This is a genomic window from Streptomyces sp. AHU1, from assembly GCF_045343905.1.
GTDB classification, from domain to species: domain Bacteria; phylum Actinomycetota; class Actinomycetes; order Streptomycetales; family Streptomycetaceae; genus Streptomyces; species Streptomyces triticiradicis.
The window spans coordinates 4976265-4989675 of the sequence record NZ_CP174283.1 but is presented as its reverse complement, the minus strand read 5'-3'; the positions used below and the strand labels follow the sequence as shown (position 1 = coordinate 4989675).

Here is a 13411-nt window from a genome sequence, read left to right as displayed (position 1 = left end):
CCCCTGTTCTCAAGGGCTTTGGGGAACCGGCCGGCCCCTCACGGACGTCCCACGGCGCGACTGTGCCGATCGGCTGTCAGAACATACGGTTGTCCTTCTGGCTCAACGCTCTCCCGGGGGATCGTCATGGACCCAGTAACCATCGGCACGCGCCTGGCCTCGAGCGTGGCCGCGCCGCTGGTCAGGAAGCTCTTCGTGGCCGAGGGCCCGGGAGCGGGGCTCGTGGACAAGCCCGTACGGATATCGGCGCTCGTCTCCTTCAAGGGCGAGAAACGGACCGTCGGGGAGAAGGAAGTGGCCGCCCTCTCGGCCGCCCTGGTCGGCCGGGCGCTGCGCGGCGGGGAGCGCCCCTTCCCCGCCGACGAGGAGGCGGCCGTCGTCCACGCCCTCGGTACGACGCTGCGCGCCCTGGGCGACCTCACCATGACGGACGTCCAGGCGGTGGAGCTCGGCCACCGGGCGCTCGCCCTGCGGCTGCGCGCCGCCGCCGGGAACCCCGACCGGGACCTGTCCCTCGACGCGGCCGTGTTCCACGAGGGGCTGCTCGACACCGCCTGCCTCCACATCCTGCACTTCTTCACCCAGCGCTCGACGTTTGTCCCCCGCACCCTCGTGGAGCAGAGCCGCAGACAGCGCGAGCTGATCGCCAAGGTGGACGAACTGATCGCGCGCACCCCCATGACGGGCGGCACCGACCAGGCCTTCGAGCAGCGCTACCTCGCCCATGTCGGCACCCGGCACGGCCACCTCACCATCTACGGCATCGATCTCGTCGACTCCCCGGAGCGCTGGCCCCTCGACGCCGCCTACCTCAGCCTCCAGTCCCTGCGCCCCGGGGACGACGAACAGAGCGCCGGGCCCGGGGGTGTCCCCGCCGCCGGCGCCCCGCTCCCCGCCGAACAGGCCCTGTCGGAACAGGACCTCGTCCTCCTGCGCGGTGTGGCCGGTTCCGGCAAGACCACGCTCGTGCAGTGGCTGGCGGTGACCGCGGCCCGCGGGGAGCGGGGGGACCGCATCCCCTTCGTCCTCCCGCTGCGCACCCTCGTCCGCCGTCCCGACGGCCTTCCGGCTCCCGACGCGTTCCTGTCCGCGGTCCGTGTCCCCTTCCACGCCACCCAGCCGGACGGCTGGGCCGACCGGGTGCTCCGCCACGGCCGCGGCCTGCTGCTGATCGACGGACTCGACGAGATCCCCGAACGTGACCGCGAACACACCCGCCGCTGGCTGCGCGAACTCCTCGACGCCTACCCCGGCAACCAGTGGCTGGTCACCTCCCGCCCCTCGGCCGTACGGGAGGACTGGCTCGCGTCCGACGGCTTCACCGAACTCGTGCTCTCGCCGATGACCGGCGACGACGTGACCGCGTTCATCCGCCGCTGGCACGCCGCGGCACGCCTGGACGCCCCCGACACGGACCGGCTCGACGGCTACGAGCGTTCCCTCCTCGACGCCGTCCGCACCAAGCAGGACCTCGGCCGCCTCGCCACCAATCCCCTGATGTGCGGTTTGATCTGCGCGCTGCACCGCGACCGGCGGGGCTATCTGCCTCACGGCAGAAAGGAGTTGTACGACGCCGCACTCTCCATGCTGCTGTCGCGCCGCGACGAGGAGCGCGACATGTTCGCCGGCGCGAGCGGTCACGACGGCGTCCGGCTCACGGAACTCCCGCAGATCCAGCTGCTGCAGCGGCTCGCCTACTGGCTCGTCCGCAACAACCGGGTGGAGGTGGACCGGGAGCGCGCCGAACGCATCGTCGCCGACCTCCTGCCCTCCCTCCCGGCCGCCGCCCGGCAGGGCGACGCCTCACGGATCCTGCGCCACCTCGTCGTCCGCAGCGGCCTCCTGCGTGAACCCACCCCGGGCACGGTGGAGTTCGTCCACCGCACCTTCCAGGACTACCTGGGCGCCAAGGCGGCCGTGGAGGACGGGGACTTCGGGCTGCTGGTGCGCAACGCCGGGGAGTCCCAGTGGGCGGACGTGATCCGGATGGCCGTCGCCCACGCCCGGCCGCGCGAACGGGCCGAACTGCTGGGCTCCATGACCGCGGCGGCGCCACGGCTCGACGGGGCGGCCGCGGCCCGGGTACGGCTCCTCGCCCTCGCCTCGCTGGAGCACGCCACACAGCTCGCGCCCGAGGTGCGGGCCGCCGTGGAGGACGACGCGGCGGCCCTCGTCCCGCCGGGATCGGCCGCGGAGGCCCGCGCCCTGGCCGAGGTGGGTCCCCTCGTCCTGGAACTGCTGCCGGGACCGGAGGGGCTGACCGAGGCCGAGGCCCGGGGCGTCGTGATCACCGCCTCCCTGATCGGCACCGACGCGGCCGTCCCCGTACTGGCGCGCTTCCGCTCCCACCCGGCCCTGTCCGTGCGGGCCCAGCTCACCTGGGCGTGGCACCGGTTCGACACCGAGCGCTACGCGGCCGAGGTCATCGCCGGACTGGACCCGGAGGGCCTGTACTTCACCGCTCACTCGGCCGGCCAGCTCCACGCCCTGCGTGAACTGGGCGGCAGGTCCAGGCTGCAGATCGTCGGTGACATCGACTCCGCGGAGCTGCGCTCCTGCCTGCCGCCCGGCCGGGTGACGCATCTGGCGCTGCGGTACAACAGCCGGCTGCGGGACCTGGACTTCCTGGCCGGCCAGCGGCGGCTGGAGCAGCTCAGCCTCGACCAGTGCACGGGGGTCGACGACCTCACTCCCCTCGGGGAACTGCCCCTGCGGGTGCTGTCCCTCCTGGCGGCCCGGGGCAGCACCCGGGCACCCGGCGGTCTGACGGGGCTGAGGTCCCTGCGTGAGCTGAACGTCGGACACCGGCTCGCGGGACGCTCCCTGACCGAGGCGCTCCCGCCGGACTCGCCGCTGGAGGTCCTCTCCTTCGGCCATGACGTCCTGCGGGAGACCGGGCTGCGGGGGCTGCGCCACTGGCGGTCGCTGCACACCCTGTGGCTGAGCCGGGTGCCCGGGGAGCTCGGCCCGGACGACTGGTCCGAGGTCGCCGCCCTGCCGGAACTCCGAGAACTGCGGATCAACCGGGCCGCGCTGGAAGCCCTCGCGTCGGCGCCGCCGCTGCCGTCCGTCGAACACCTGGAACTGAGGAAACTGGCGGGGGACGAGGACCTTTCCCGGCTGAGGGCCCTGCTGCCGAATCTGCGGACGGTCGATTTCGTCCTCGATTTCGACATCGGAGGCGTGCCGGAACATCTCTCGGGTCAATTGCCGGGCGAACACACCGCGACCACGACGCAGAGCGTTCTATGACTCCCGCGCGGGAGTCCCCGCGCGGGAACTTCCGCGCGCGGCTCCGCGCGCACGGGAAAAGGGGCTGCCCCGGGACCGGAGTCCCGGGGCAGCCCCTTTTCAGGCGGACCCGGAGGTCACGCCTCCTTGCTCAGGTTGGGACCGGCACCGCCGGCGGCCTGCTCGATCGGCGGGACGTCGGGGAGCGCCGACTTCTCCTCACCCCGGAAGGTGAAGGTCTTGGCCTCGCCCTCGCCCTCCGTGTCGACGACCACGATGTGGCCGGGACGCAGCTCGCCGAAGAGGATCTTCTCCGAGAGGACGTCCTCGATCTCGCGCTGGATGGTCCGGCGCAGCGGCCGGGCGCCCAGGACGGGGTCGTAGCCCTTCTTGGCGAGGAGCGACTTGGCGGTCGGGCTGAGCTCGATGCCCATGTCCCGGTCCTTCAGACGCTCGTCGACCTTGGCGATCATGAGGTCGACGATCTGGATGATGTCTTCCTCGGTCAGCTGGTGGAAGACCACCGTGTCGTCGACACGGTTCAGGAACTCGGGGCGGAAGTGCTGCTTCAGCTCCTCGTTGACCTTGGCCTTCATCCGGTCGTAGTTGGTCTTGACGTCGCCCACGGCCGCGAAGCCGAGGTTGAAGCCCTTGGAGATGTCCCGGGTGCCGAGGTTGGTCGTCATGATGATGACCGTGTTCTTGAAGTCCACGACCCGGCCCTGGGAGTCGGTCAGACGACCGTCCTCCAGGATCTGCAGCAGCGAGTTGAAGATGTCCGGGTGGGCCTTCTCGACCTCGTCGAAGAGGACGACGGAGAACGGCTTGCGGCGCACCTTCTCGGTCAGCTGGCCGCCCTCCTCGTAGCCCACGTAACCGGGGGGCGAACCGAAGAGACGCGAGACCGTGTGCTTCTCGCTGAACTCCGACATGTCGAGGGAGATCAGCGCGTCCTCGTCACCGAAGAGGAACTCCGCGAGGGTCTTCGACAGCTCCGTCTTACCGACGCCCGAGGGGCCGGCGAAGATGAAGGAACCACCGGGACGCTTCGGGTCCTTCAGACCCGCTCGCGTACGGCGGATCGCCTGCGAGAGCGCCTTGATGGCGTCCTTCTGGCCGATGACCCGCTTGTGGAGCTCGTCCTCCATGCGCAGCAGACGCGAGGACTCCTCCTCGGTCAGCTTGAAGACCGGGATGCCGGTGGCGGTGGCCAGGACCTCGGCGATCAGCTCGCCGTCGACCTCGGCCACGACGTCCATGTCGCCGGCCTTCCACTCCTTCTCGCGCTTGGCCTTCGCCGCCAGCAGCTGCTTCTCCTTGTCGCGGAGAGAGGCCGCCTTCTCGAAGTCCTGGGAGTCGATGGCCGACTCCTTGTCGCGGCGCACGCCCGCGATCTTCTCGTCGAACTCGCGGAGGTCCGGCGGCGCGGTCATCCGGCGGATGCGCATCCGGGAGCCCGCCTCGTCGATCAGGTCGATCGCCTTGTCGGGCAGGAAGCGGTCCGAGATGTACCGGTCGGCGAGCGTCGCCGCCTGCACCAGGGCCTCGTCCGTGATGGACACACGGTGGTGGGCCTCGTACCGGTCGCGCAGACCCTTGAGGATCTCGATCGTGTGGGGGAGGGAAGGCTCCGCCACCTGGATCGGCTGGAAGCGGCGCTCGAGGGCCGCGTCCTTCTCGAGGTGCTTGCGGTACTCGTCCAGGGTGGTCGCGCCGATGGTCTGGAGCTCACCGCGGGCCAGCATCGGCTTCAGGATCGAAGCGGCGTCGATGGCGCCCTCGGCGGCACCCGCACCGACCAGCGTGTGCAGCTCGTCGATGAACAGGATGATGTCGCCGCGGGTGCGGATCTCCTTGAGGACCTTCTTCAGGCGCTCCTCGAAGTCACCGCGGTAGCGGGAGCCGGCGACCAGCGCGCCGAGGTCGAGGGTGTAGAGGTGCTTGTCCTTGAGGGTCTCGGGCACCTCGCCCTTGACGATGGCCTGGGCGAGGCCCTCGACGACGGCGGTCTTGCCGACGCCGGGCTCACCGATGAGCACCGGGTTGTTCTTCGTGCGGCGGGACAGCACCTGCATGACCCGCTCGATCTCCTTCTCGCGCCCGATGACCGGGTCGAGCTTGGACTCACGAGCGGCCTGGGTGAGGTTCCGGCCGAACTGGTCGAGGACCAGGGACGTGGAGGGGGTGCCCTCGGCAGGACCGCCGGCGGTGGCGGTCTCCTTGCCCTGGTAGCCGGAGAGCAGCTGGATCACCTGCTGCCGCACCCGGTTGAGGTCTGCGCCCAGCTTGACCAGGACCTGGGCGGCGACGCCCTCGCCCTCACGGATCAGGCCGAGCAGGATGTGCTCCGTGCCGATGTAGTTGTGGCCCAGCTGAAGGGCCTCGCGGAGCGACAGCTCCAGGACCTTCTTGGCACGGGGGGTGAAGGGGATGTGGCCGGAGGGGGCCTGCTGGCCCTGGCCGATGATCTCCTCCACCTGCTGGCGGACCGCCTCGAGCGAAATCCCGAGGCTCTCCAGGGCCTTAGCGGCGACACCCTCACCCTCGTGGATCAGGCCCAGGAGGATGTGCTCGGTGCCGATGTAGTTGTGGTTGAGCATCCGGGCTTCTTCCTGAGCCAGGACGACAACCCGCCGCGCGCGGTCGGTGAACCTCTCGAACATCGTTAATCGCTCCTCAGAGCGGTCAGGCAGTAAGGGGACGCTCCCCTCCCTGTCCTTCCGCAGCTTAGTCCCGCAAGCGGGGACCGCTCATTCCAACTGCCGACACCGTCCTTGGCCTCCTGACCCCGAACGCCGACATCTGCTCCAACCCGATGGTGCGAGACGATGTTCCCGCAGGCCAGGCAGATACCCTCTCCCGCTGTACGCCGATGGCGAACGTGAGATGCCCAAGTCCTGCGTGTCGCCCCTCCCACTAGGCATGTCTTACCCGCACGCACCGACAGTCCATGCCGCGCGCACCGGTTCCCTCAGCTACGGGCGAACATCGATGCCCGGTCGAACGCTTCCTCGCGCCCCTTTTCCCGGAACTCTTCGCGTTCGCGGAAACGCCCAGCGTAACTCCGGGGGTCTTCCCGCGGTTGCTCCTTGCATGGTTCCCGCCGTCCCTGTCCCTCGCCGGCCTTTCGATCCGGGCGATCCGGCCGATCCGGTGTGCCGGTGGTACGAGAACGAACTGGGCTGGACGGCAGTGCCCGGATCGCCGGTGCGGCTGGTCACGGGGCTGCGCTTCGACGTCCTGGAGGTGCCGGCGGAGGCGGGATTCCCGGCGCTGCGGCATCTGGGGCCGGCGTCCCCGGTGGCTCTGCACGGGGAGCGGATGCGGCTGCTGGTGGCCGCGGGGAGCGCGGAGGAGCTGCCGGGGCTGCTCGACTGGCTGGAGTGGGGCGCTCTCGCGCTGGATCTCACGGCGATCGGCGCGGGCGGGAGCGTCGAGGCTCCCCCACCGCCGGATCCCGGCGTCCCGGTGTCACCGGATCCCGGCGTCCCGGTGTCACCGGATCCCGGCGTCCCGGTGTCACCGGATCCCGGCGTCCCGGTGTCACCGGATCCCGGCGTCCCGGTGTCACCGGATCCCGGCGTCCCGGTGTCACCGGATCCCGGGGCCCCGGCGTCGCCGGGCCCCTTCGCCCCGCTGCCGGGCGGGTCCGGGACCCGGTCCGAGGACCGTCCGGGGGCCCGCCCCGGGGAGCGGCCGCCCGCCGGTCCGCGAACGCGGAGGGACCCGGGAGGGGCCGCCCGCTGGCTGCGGCCCCCTGAGCCCGGCCGCGAGGTGGAGCCGGCCCTGCCGACGCTGTCGGCACTGGGCGGCGGGGGCGTTGGGGGCGCCCCCGATCTCGTACGACTGGTGCAGACGATGGCGACGCAGTGCCACCGCGTGCGGCTGCGGCGCGCGTGCGCTCAGCCGTTGGCCTTCTCGTAGGCCTCGCGGATGGACGCGGGAACACGGCCGCGGTCGTTGACCTCCAGGTTGTTCTCCTTCGCCCAGGCGCGGATCTGCGCGGTGTCCTGGCTGCCGCCGGAAGCCACGCGGGCCTTTCCGCGTCCGCCCGCAGCACGGCCTCCGGTACGACGGCCGCCCTTGAGGTAGGGGTCGAGAAGACCACGGAGCTTGTCCGCATTGGCGGTCGTGAGATCGATTTCGTACGTCTTGCCGTCCAGCGCGAACGTCACGGTCTCGTCCGCCTCGCCACCGTCGAGGTCGTCGACAAGAAGGACCTGAACCTTCTGTGCCACCGGATTTCCTTTCATCGATAACTTCAGGGCAAGGAGGGCCCCGCGGCGTCCGCCGTTTCGCCGTCCCTTGTTATATGCAGTACTGCAGTACGTCGGAAAGCAAACCGCTTTTGCCGGAAAAACACAAACCCCTGGCGGAGACTCATGGGACTCCGCCCGCCCGGAAACGTGCGCGTTTCGGACATAGGGAACGCGGGCATCGCACTCCGCCGGAATAGCCGGCCGCGATCACAGATGCAGAAGCATCCGGCTGTTGCCCAAGGTGTTCGGTTTCACTCGTTCGAGACCGAGGAACTCCGCGACGCCCTCGTCATAGGAACGCAGGAGCTCGGCGTAGACATCGGTGTCGACGGGTGTCTCACCGATCTCCACGAAGCCGTGCTTCGCGAAGAAGCCGACTTCGAAGGTGAGGCAGAAAACCCGTCGAACACCGAGCCAGCGGGCGGTCTGGAGCAACTTCTCCAGCAACTGATGACCGACGCCCATGCCCTTGACCGTGGGGTTCACCGCGAGGGTGCGGACTTCGGCGAGGTCTTCCCACATCACGTGCAGGGCCCCGCAGCCGACCACCTCGGCGTTGTCGTCGCGTTCCGCGACCCAGAACTCCTGGATGTCCTCGTAAAGGGTGACGGTGGCTTTGTCGAGCAGGATACGGCGGCGCACGTTCGCGTCGAGGAGTCGTCGTACGGCCGGGACATCGCTGGTCCTGGCCCGCCGGACGGTGACGGCTTTTGCGGTGACTTCGGGATGCTCCGCCGGAAGCTCTGCCGGAACCTCCGCGGGATGCTCTGCTGACATGAGCGGACGCTATCGCCCGGAGGGGTCCCCGTCGGCGGCGGGGTTCTCCTCGGAGGGCCCGGGCGCCGGCGGCCTTTCGGCGGGTTCGGAGACTTGTGGTTCCGGCCCTTGCACGATGCGTACGGCATCCCTGAGCGCCACCCGCTGTTCCTCGCTCATCATCCCGAAGAAGGCGACGAGAGCGGCCGCGGGGTTGTCGCTCTGCGACCAGGCGTCGTTCATCAGCGCCGCCGAGTAGGCCGCCCGCGTGGAGACCGCCTCATATCGATAGGCCCGGCCTTCCGCTTCGCGGCGCACCCAGCCCTTCTGATGGAGATTGTCCAAAACGGTCATCACCGTGGTGTACGCGATGGACCGTTCCCGTTGAAGGTCTTCCAGGACTTCCCGAACGGTCACCGGGCGGTTCCACTTCCACACCCGCGTCATGACCGCGTCTTCGAGTTCTCCCAATGGGCGAGGCACAGTTCAGAACAATAGTGGGAGAGGGCCAACAAAAAGGGCGTACGACTCGAAGGACGTGGGAAACGTCCGAGTCGTACGCCGGTGACGGCGCGGTCCGGCCCGGGGCGGCCGTACGCGGGAGGGGACGGGGGCCGTGCGCGGGAGGGGCCCCGGGGCGGGCGTGGGGCCGCCCCGGGCTCAGGCCCCGGTGTCCTTGGGGGCCGGGGTCTGCCGGGCGGCCTCCACGCGCGCGAGGGCGGCGTCGACGACCCCGTCCTCCTTGGCCTTGTTGGCCCCGCCCTGGCTCCTCACGATCGTCACGATGAGCCCGATGAAGAACACGGCCATCACTACCGGGGGCACGAGCGCGGAGACGTAGTCCATGTCCCCAGAGTAGCTAGCCCGCCGCGAGCCGCTGCGCCGGGTCGGCCGGAGGCGGTCCCGGTTTGCGCCTCGGCGGGAAGACCTCGCCCGGGGTGGGGACGGGCCGGTCCGGGCGGGGCGTCCTGACCGGCGGCTGGGGCCGCGGGTTCGGCTCGCTCTTCCGGTCGGGCTCCTCGGCGGCACGGCCGCCGGGCAGGGCCAGCAGCCGGGTGCGGGACGGGGGCACCGAGGCGACCGCGCGGCCCGCGAGCCGGGCGCGCACGTCCTGCTCGGCGAGGACCCGGCAGCGGTCCAGGAGGGCCGCCGCGACGGGGTTGCCGCGCAGCGCGCGGAGCGCGGCGAGGTCGTCGGCCTCCGGCCGGTAGCCGGAGGCGAGGACCTCCTCCAGGAGGGCGAAGTAGCCGGCCGCGGTGCCCGGCAGCGCGGCCCGGTAGCGGACGAGGTCGGCCAGCAGGAAGGCCCGGAGCCTGGCCCCCTCGCGGGCCGCCTCGTCGACGGACTCGGCGAGGCGGAGGCAGTTCTGGACGTCCTCGGCGGAGACCGGGCTGGGGTGCAGGGCGAGGGCGAGGGCACGGCGGAGCACGCGCAGCTCCTCCGCGCCGAACGCCATACCGCCGTGGGATCCGTAGGGCGTGGGCATGAAAGTGACGATACGCACTGAATGTGAAGAATCAGCAGAATGTAATTCTTGTGGCGCGGCTCGGGCCCTCCCTTCGGACCAGGGGGTCCGGAGGAAGGGCCCGTGAGGGTCACGTCACGGCGTCCCGGTGCTCAGCGCGTCCCCCGACGACGCAGGCCGAGGAACAGGCCGCCGCCCAGGAGCAGGGCCAGCGCCGACGCCCCTGCCGCGAGCGTGACCGAGGAGCCCGCGCCCGTCGCGGCCATGCTGCCGCTCCCGGTACCGCCCGTCGTCGTGGTGGTGCTGCCGCCACCGCCGCCCGTGCCGCCGTTTCCGTCGCCCCCGGACGTGCCGCCGGAGCCCGTCGAACCGCCGCTCGTACCGCCCGCGCCCGAACCGCCCGTGCCCGAACCGTCGCCCGGGGCGCGGACGACGATCGCCGCGGTGTTGTTGGCCCTGTCGGGATCGGTCGGCAGCGAATCCACCGTGATCCGGCCCGGCTTCAGCTTGGCGGGATCGACGACCCGCAGGTCGAAGTCCCACTTCGTGTACTGGCCCGGGTCGATCCAGTAGTCGTCGACGTCCCCGTGGCACTCGTAATAGTCGAGGACGCCGTGCTTCGTGAACTCGTGGCAGGCCTTGGGAGTGGTGACCGTCTCCGTCCCGGCCGGGAGGTAGACGCGGGTCTTGTAGGGCGGGTCCTCGCCCGGCTCGCTGCCGGTCCAGGCGAGCATCCCGGCGGGACCGTCGTTGCGCACGCCCACCGTGAACCTCACCGGATCCCCGGCCTTCTTCTGCCGCACCGTGGCGCCCACGGCCCGGAGGTCCGCGGTGTTGTCGATCCGGAAGCTCGTGACCCCTCGCTCCTGCGGCTCCCCCGGGGGCGCGGAGGCGGGCCGGGGCGTCGGCCTCAACTCACGGCCGGTGCCGCGGTGGTGGGCCTCGTCGCCCCAGTCGTGCTCCGCCTTCCCGTACGAAACCGAGAGGGATCCGTTCAACTCTGCGGTGTCGGCGGTCACCGAGCCCAGGTCCAGGTCGTACGATCCGCCGACGGCGAACGACCCCTCGAAGACGCAGGAGACCGTGCCACCGCCGTGCGCGGTGCCGTGGGAGGTCGAGTACTCGCAGTTGCTGAACTCCTCGTCGGGAGTCAGGCCGTCGTAGAGCATGTGGAGACCCACGGCGTCCTTCGCGGTGGCACCGTAGTTCGTGAACCCGCTCGTCACCTTCATGGAGGTTCCCGGCTTCACCTTCTCGCCGCCGGGCGTGCGCTCCAGCCGGTCGAGGACCACGCCCGGGTCGGGAACCGTCACCTTGATCGTCCGCGTCGCGAGCTGTACGCCGTGCGACTCGACGGTCATGCGGATCTCGCCCGAGGCACCGACCACCGCGTTCTTCGCGCGCCGCAGATCGATCTTGTGGGCGCGGCCCCCGTCGGACGAGATGATTCCGTCGGAGTCGCAGACCCGGACGGGGTCCGCCGGCTTCCAGCACGCCGTCACATCGGCGATGCCCTTGAGCGAGGTGGCGTCGACGGTGAGCTTGTACGAGTCGAGCGTCGCCGCCCCCCTGTTGAGCACCCACACGTCCATCGGAAGTCCGTAGGACTCGTACGGGAGGGCCTCCGCGGTCGCCGGACTCTCCAGCACCACTCGGGTGCCGGCCGGCGGCGTGGGCGCCCCCGCCGCCGATCCGGTGGACAGGCCCGTCAGGGCCGTCGCCGCGGCGAGGGCGCACACGGCGGACCGGGCCCATCTCCTGCCGACGGTCCTGGTCGCGGCCGGAACTAATCTCATCCGAACTCCCTCTGGTGGTCCAGGGTCTCGGGACGCCCCCGAAGTCACCCGAGATGACCCTGAACCCCACCAGAAGGTTGTATGAACTCCACACGAACCGGAGCCGGCGGTGCCGCCCTAGCTGCGGGAGACGTTCCGCTCGTAGACCATGCGCAGTCCGATCAGCGTCAGCCACGGCTCGTGCTCGTCGATCACCGAGGACTCGCCGAGGACCATCGGGGCGAGTCCGCCGGTGGCGATGACGGTGACGTCCTCGGGGTCGTCGGCGAGCTCGCGCGCCATCCGGTTCACGACACCGTCGACCTGGCCCGCGAAGCCGTAGATGATGCCGGACTGCATCGCCTCGACGGTGTTCTTGCCGATCACCGCGCGCGGCCGGGCCACCTCGATCTTCCGCAGCTGCGCGCCCTTGACGCCGAGCGCGTCGACGGAGATCTCGATGCCGGGGGCGATGACGCCGCCGACGTACTCGCCCCGCGCGCTCACCGCGTCGAAGGTGGTCGCGGTGCCGAAGTCGACGACGATCGCCGGTCCGCCGTACAGCTCGACGGCCGCCACGGCGTTGATGATCCGGTCGGCGCCGACCTCCTTGGGGTTGTCCGTGAGGATCGGCACGCCCGTCTTGACGCCGGGCTCGACGAGGACGGCGGGGACGTCGCCGTAGTAGCGCCGCGTCACCTCGCGCAGCTCGTGCAGCACGGACGGCACGGTCGCGCAGATCGCGATGCCGTCGATGCCGTCGCCGAGTTCCTCGCCGAGCAGCGGATGCATGCCCATGAGGCCCTGCAGCAGCACGGCGAGTTCGTCGGCGGTACGGCGCGAGTCGGTGGAGATGCGCCAGTGCTCGACGATCTCCTCACCGTCGAAGAGGCCGAGGACCGTGTGGGTGTTGCCCACGTCGATGGTCAGCAGCATGGCCGGGGTTACTCCGCCGCTCGCAGGTCGAGGCCGATGTCGAGGATCGGGGAGGAGTGCGTGAGCGCGCCCACCGCCAGGAAGTCGACGCCCGTCTTCGCGTAGGCCCCGGCGTTGGCGAGGGTGAGCCGGCCGGACGCCTCCAGGAGGGCACGGCCGGCGACGAGGGCGACCGCCTCCTCGCACTCGACGGGCGTGAAGTTGTCCAGCAGGATCAGGTCGGCGCCCGCGTCCACGACGTCGCGCAGCTGGTGCAGGGTGTCCACCTCGACCTCGACCGGGACCTCCGGGAACATCTCCCGCACGGCCTTGAAGGCCTCGGCCACGCCGCCCGCGGCGACCACGTGGTTGTCCTTGACCAGCGCCGCGTCGGACAGCGACATGCGGTGGTTGACGCCGCCGCCGCAGCGCACCGCGAACTTCTCCAGGGAGCGCAGGCCCGGTGTGGTCTTGCGGGTGTCCCGCACCCGCGTCTCGGTGCCCTCCAGGGCGTCCGCCCACGCGCGCGTGGCGGTCGCGATGCCGGACAGGCGGCACAGGAGGTTGAGGGCGCTGCGTTCGGCCGTCAGCAGGTCGCGGGTGCGCGTGGTGACGCTCAGCAGCTTCTGGCCGGCCTCGACCGTGTCGCCGTCCTCGACGTGCCGCTCGACCTCGAACTCGTCGGTGCAGACCACGGACAGGACGGCCTCGGCGACGCGCAGGCCCGCGACGACGCCCGCGTCCCGGGCGGTGAAGTCGCCGGTGGAGACGGCGTCCTCGGGGATGGTCGCGACCGTCGTCACGTCCACGCCGTGGTCGAGGTCCTCCTGGATCGCCACGTTCGCGATGTCCTCGACCTCCAGGGGGTCGAGACCGGCGTCGGCGAGGAGCTGGGCGAGAGCGGGATCGAGGCCGCACTCCATGTACGCCTCGTCCATGTCTGCGCCACAGCCGCAGCCGTCGCCGCAGCCGCCGCTCTCGGCGAGGGGAAGGTCGTGGGTGCTCACTTC

Annotated in this window: 11 protein-coding genes; 2 read left to right on the top strand and 9 right to left on the bottom strand. The window is 70.8% G+C overall.

The window, feature by feature from the left end; genetic code table 11:
• The first annotated feature begins 126 nt into the window (after positions 1 to 126).
• Entirely contained in the window at positions 127 to 3252 is a 3126-nt protein-coding gene (locus ACICHK_RS22270) for an NACHT domain-containing protein (RefSeq protein ID WP_406838273.1), read from the top strand.
• Between the two features lie 116 nt (positions 3253 to 3368).
• Here ACICHK_RS22270 and ACICHK_RS22265 read toward each other — a convergent pair whose 3' ends face one another.
• Positions 3369 to 5894 (bottom strand): ATP-dependent Clp protease ATP-binding subunit, encoded by a 2526-nt coding sequence (locus ACICHK_RS22265; RefSeq protein WP_103552418.1) that lies wholly within the window; start codon positions 5892 to 5894, stop codon positions 3369 to 3371.
• A gap of 490 nt (positions 5895 to 6384) precedes the next feature.
• On the opposite strand from ACICHK_RS22265, the gene ACICHK_RS22260 reads away from it, so the two are divergent.
• The gene (locus ACICHK_RS22260; protein WP_406838272.1) at positions 6385 to 7155 is read left to right on the top strand and encodes an SCO3374 family protein; all 771 of its coding nucleotides are present in this window, start codon (positions 6385 to 6387) and stop codon (positions 7153 to 7155) included.
• On the opposite strand, the gene ACICHK_RS22255 is transcribed toward ACICHK_RS22260, so the two are convergent.
• The 8 genes from ACICHK_RS22255 to nadC form a co-directional block, all read right to left on the bottom strand.
• Positions 7134 to 7469: an Lsr2 family protein gene (locus ACICHK_RS22255; RefSeq protein WP_406838271.1), complete on the bottom strand. Its 336-nt coding sequence runs from the start codon at positions 7467 to 7469 to the stop codon at positions 7134 to 7136. The two genes, ACICHK_RS22260 and ACICHK_RS22255, sit on opposite strands and share 22 nt — an antisense overlap.
• 228 nt (positions 7470 to 7697) lie before the next feature.
• Positions 7698 to 8267 (bottom strand): amino-acid N-acetyltransferase, encoded by a 570-nt coding sequence (locus ACICHK_RS22250; protein WP_406838270.1) that lies wholly within the window; start codon positions 8265 to 8267, stop codon positions 7698 to 7700.
• Positions 8268 to 8276: 9 nt separating this feature from the next.
• Positions 8277 to 8693: a BlaI/MecI/CopY family transcriptional regulator gene (locus ACICHK_RS22245; protein WP_406838269.1), complete on the bottom strand. Its 417-nt coding sequence runs from the start codon at positions 8691 to 8693 to the stop codon at positions 8277 to 8279.
• 213 nt (positions 8694 to 8906) lie between these two features.
• Positions 8907 to 9092, bottom strand: a complete 186-nt coding sequence (locus ACICHK_RS22240) for a hypothetical protein (protein WP_151474316.1) — start codon at positions 9090 to 9092, stop codon at positions 8907 to 8909.
• Positions 9093 to 9105: 13 nt separating this feature from the next.
• Positions 9106 to 9732: a hypothetical protein gene (locus tag ACICHK_RS22235; RefSeq protein ID WP_225860993.1), complete on the bottom strand. Its 627-nt coding sequence runs from the start codon at positions 9730 to 9732 to the stop codon at positions 9106 to 9108.
• Positions 9733 to 9863: 131 nt separating this feature from the next.
• Entirely contained in the window at positions 9864 to 11507 is a 1644-nt protein-coding gene (locus tag ACICHK_RS22230; RefSeq protein ID WP_406838268.1) for a hypothetical protein, read from the bottom strand.
• 117 nt (positions 11508 to 11624) lie between these two features.
• Entirely contained in the window at positions 11625 to 12422 is a 798-nt protein-coding gene (locus ACICHK_RS22225) for a type III pantothenate kinase (protein ID WP_406838267.1), read from the bottom strand.
• An 8-nt stretch (positions 12423 to 12430) separates the two neighbouring features.
• The gene (nadC, locus tag ACICHK_RS22220) at positions 12431 to 13408 is read right to left on the bottom strand and encodes a carboxylating nicotinate-nucleotide diphosphorylase (RefSeq protein WP_406838266.1); all 978 of its coding nucleotides are present in this window, start codon (positions 13406 to 13408) and stop codon (positions 12431 to 12433) included.
• Between the last annotated feature and the right edge of the window lie 3 nt (positions 13409 to 13411).

Bases quoted from the DNA above. Each gene is read 5' to 3' on its own strand.
- ACICHK_RS22250 (WP_406838270.1), bottom strand. From the start codon at position 8,267: ATGTCAGCAGAGCATCCCGCGGAGGTTCCGGCAGAGCTTCCGGCGGAG.
- ACICHK_RS22225 (WP_406838267.1), bottom strand. From the start codon at position 12,422: ATGCTGCTGACCATCGACGTGGGCAACACCCACACGGTCCTCGGCCTC.
- ACICHK_RS22235 (WP_225860993.1), bottom strand. From the start codon at position 9,732: ATGCCCACGCCCTACGGATCCCACGGCGGTATGGCGTTCGGCGCGGAG.
- ACICHK_RS22270 (WP_406838273.1), top strand. From the start codon at position 127: ATGGACCCAGTAACCATCGGCACGCGCCTGGCCTCGAGCGTGGCCGCG.
- ACICHK_RS22265 (WP_103552418.1), bottom strand. From the start codon at position 5,894: ATGTTCGAGAGGTTCACCGACCGCGCGCGGCGGGTTGTCGTCCTGGCT.
- ACICHK_RS22230 (WP_406838268.1), bottom strand. From the start codon at position 11,507: ATGAGATTAGTTCCGGCCGCGACCAGGACCGTCGGCAGGAGATGGGCC.
- ACICHK_RS22245 (WP_406838269.1), bottom strand. From the start codon at position 8,693: ATGACGCGGGTGTGGAAGTGGAACCGCCCGGTGACCGTTCGGGAAGTC.
- ACICHK_RS22240 (WP_151474316.1), bottom strand. From the start codon at position 9,092: ATGGACTACGTCTCCGCGCTCGTGCCCCCGGTAGTGATGGCCGTGTTC.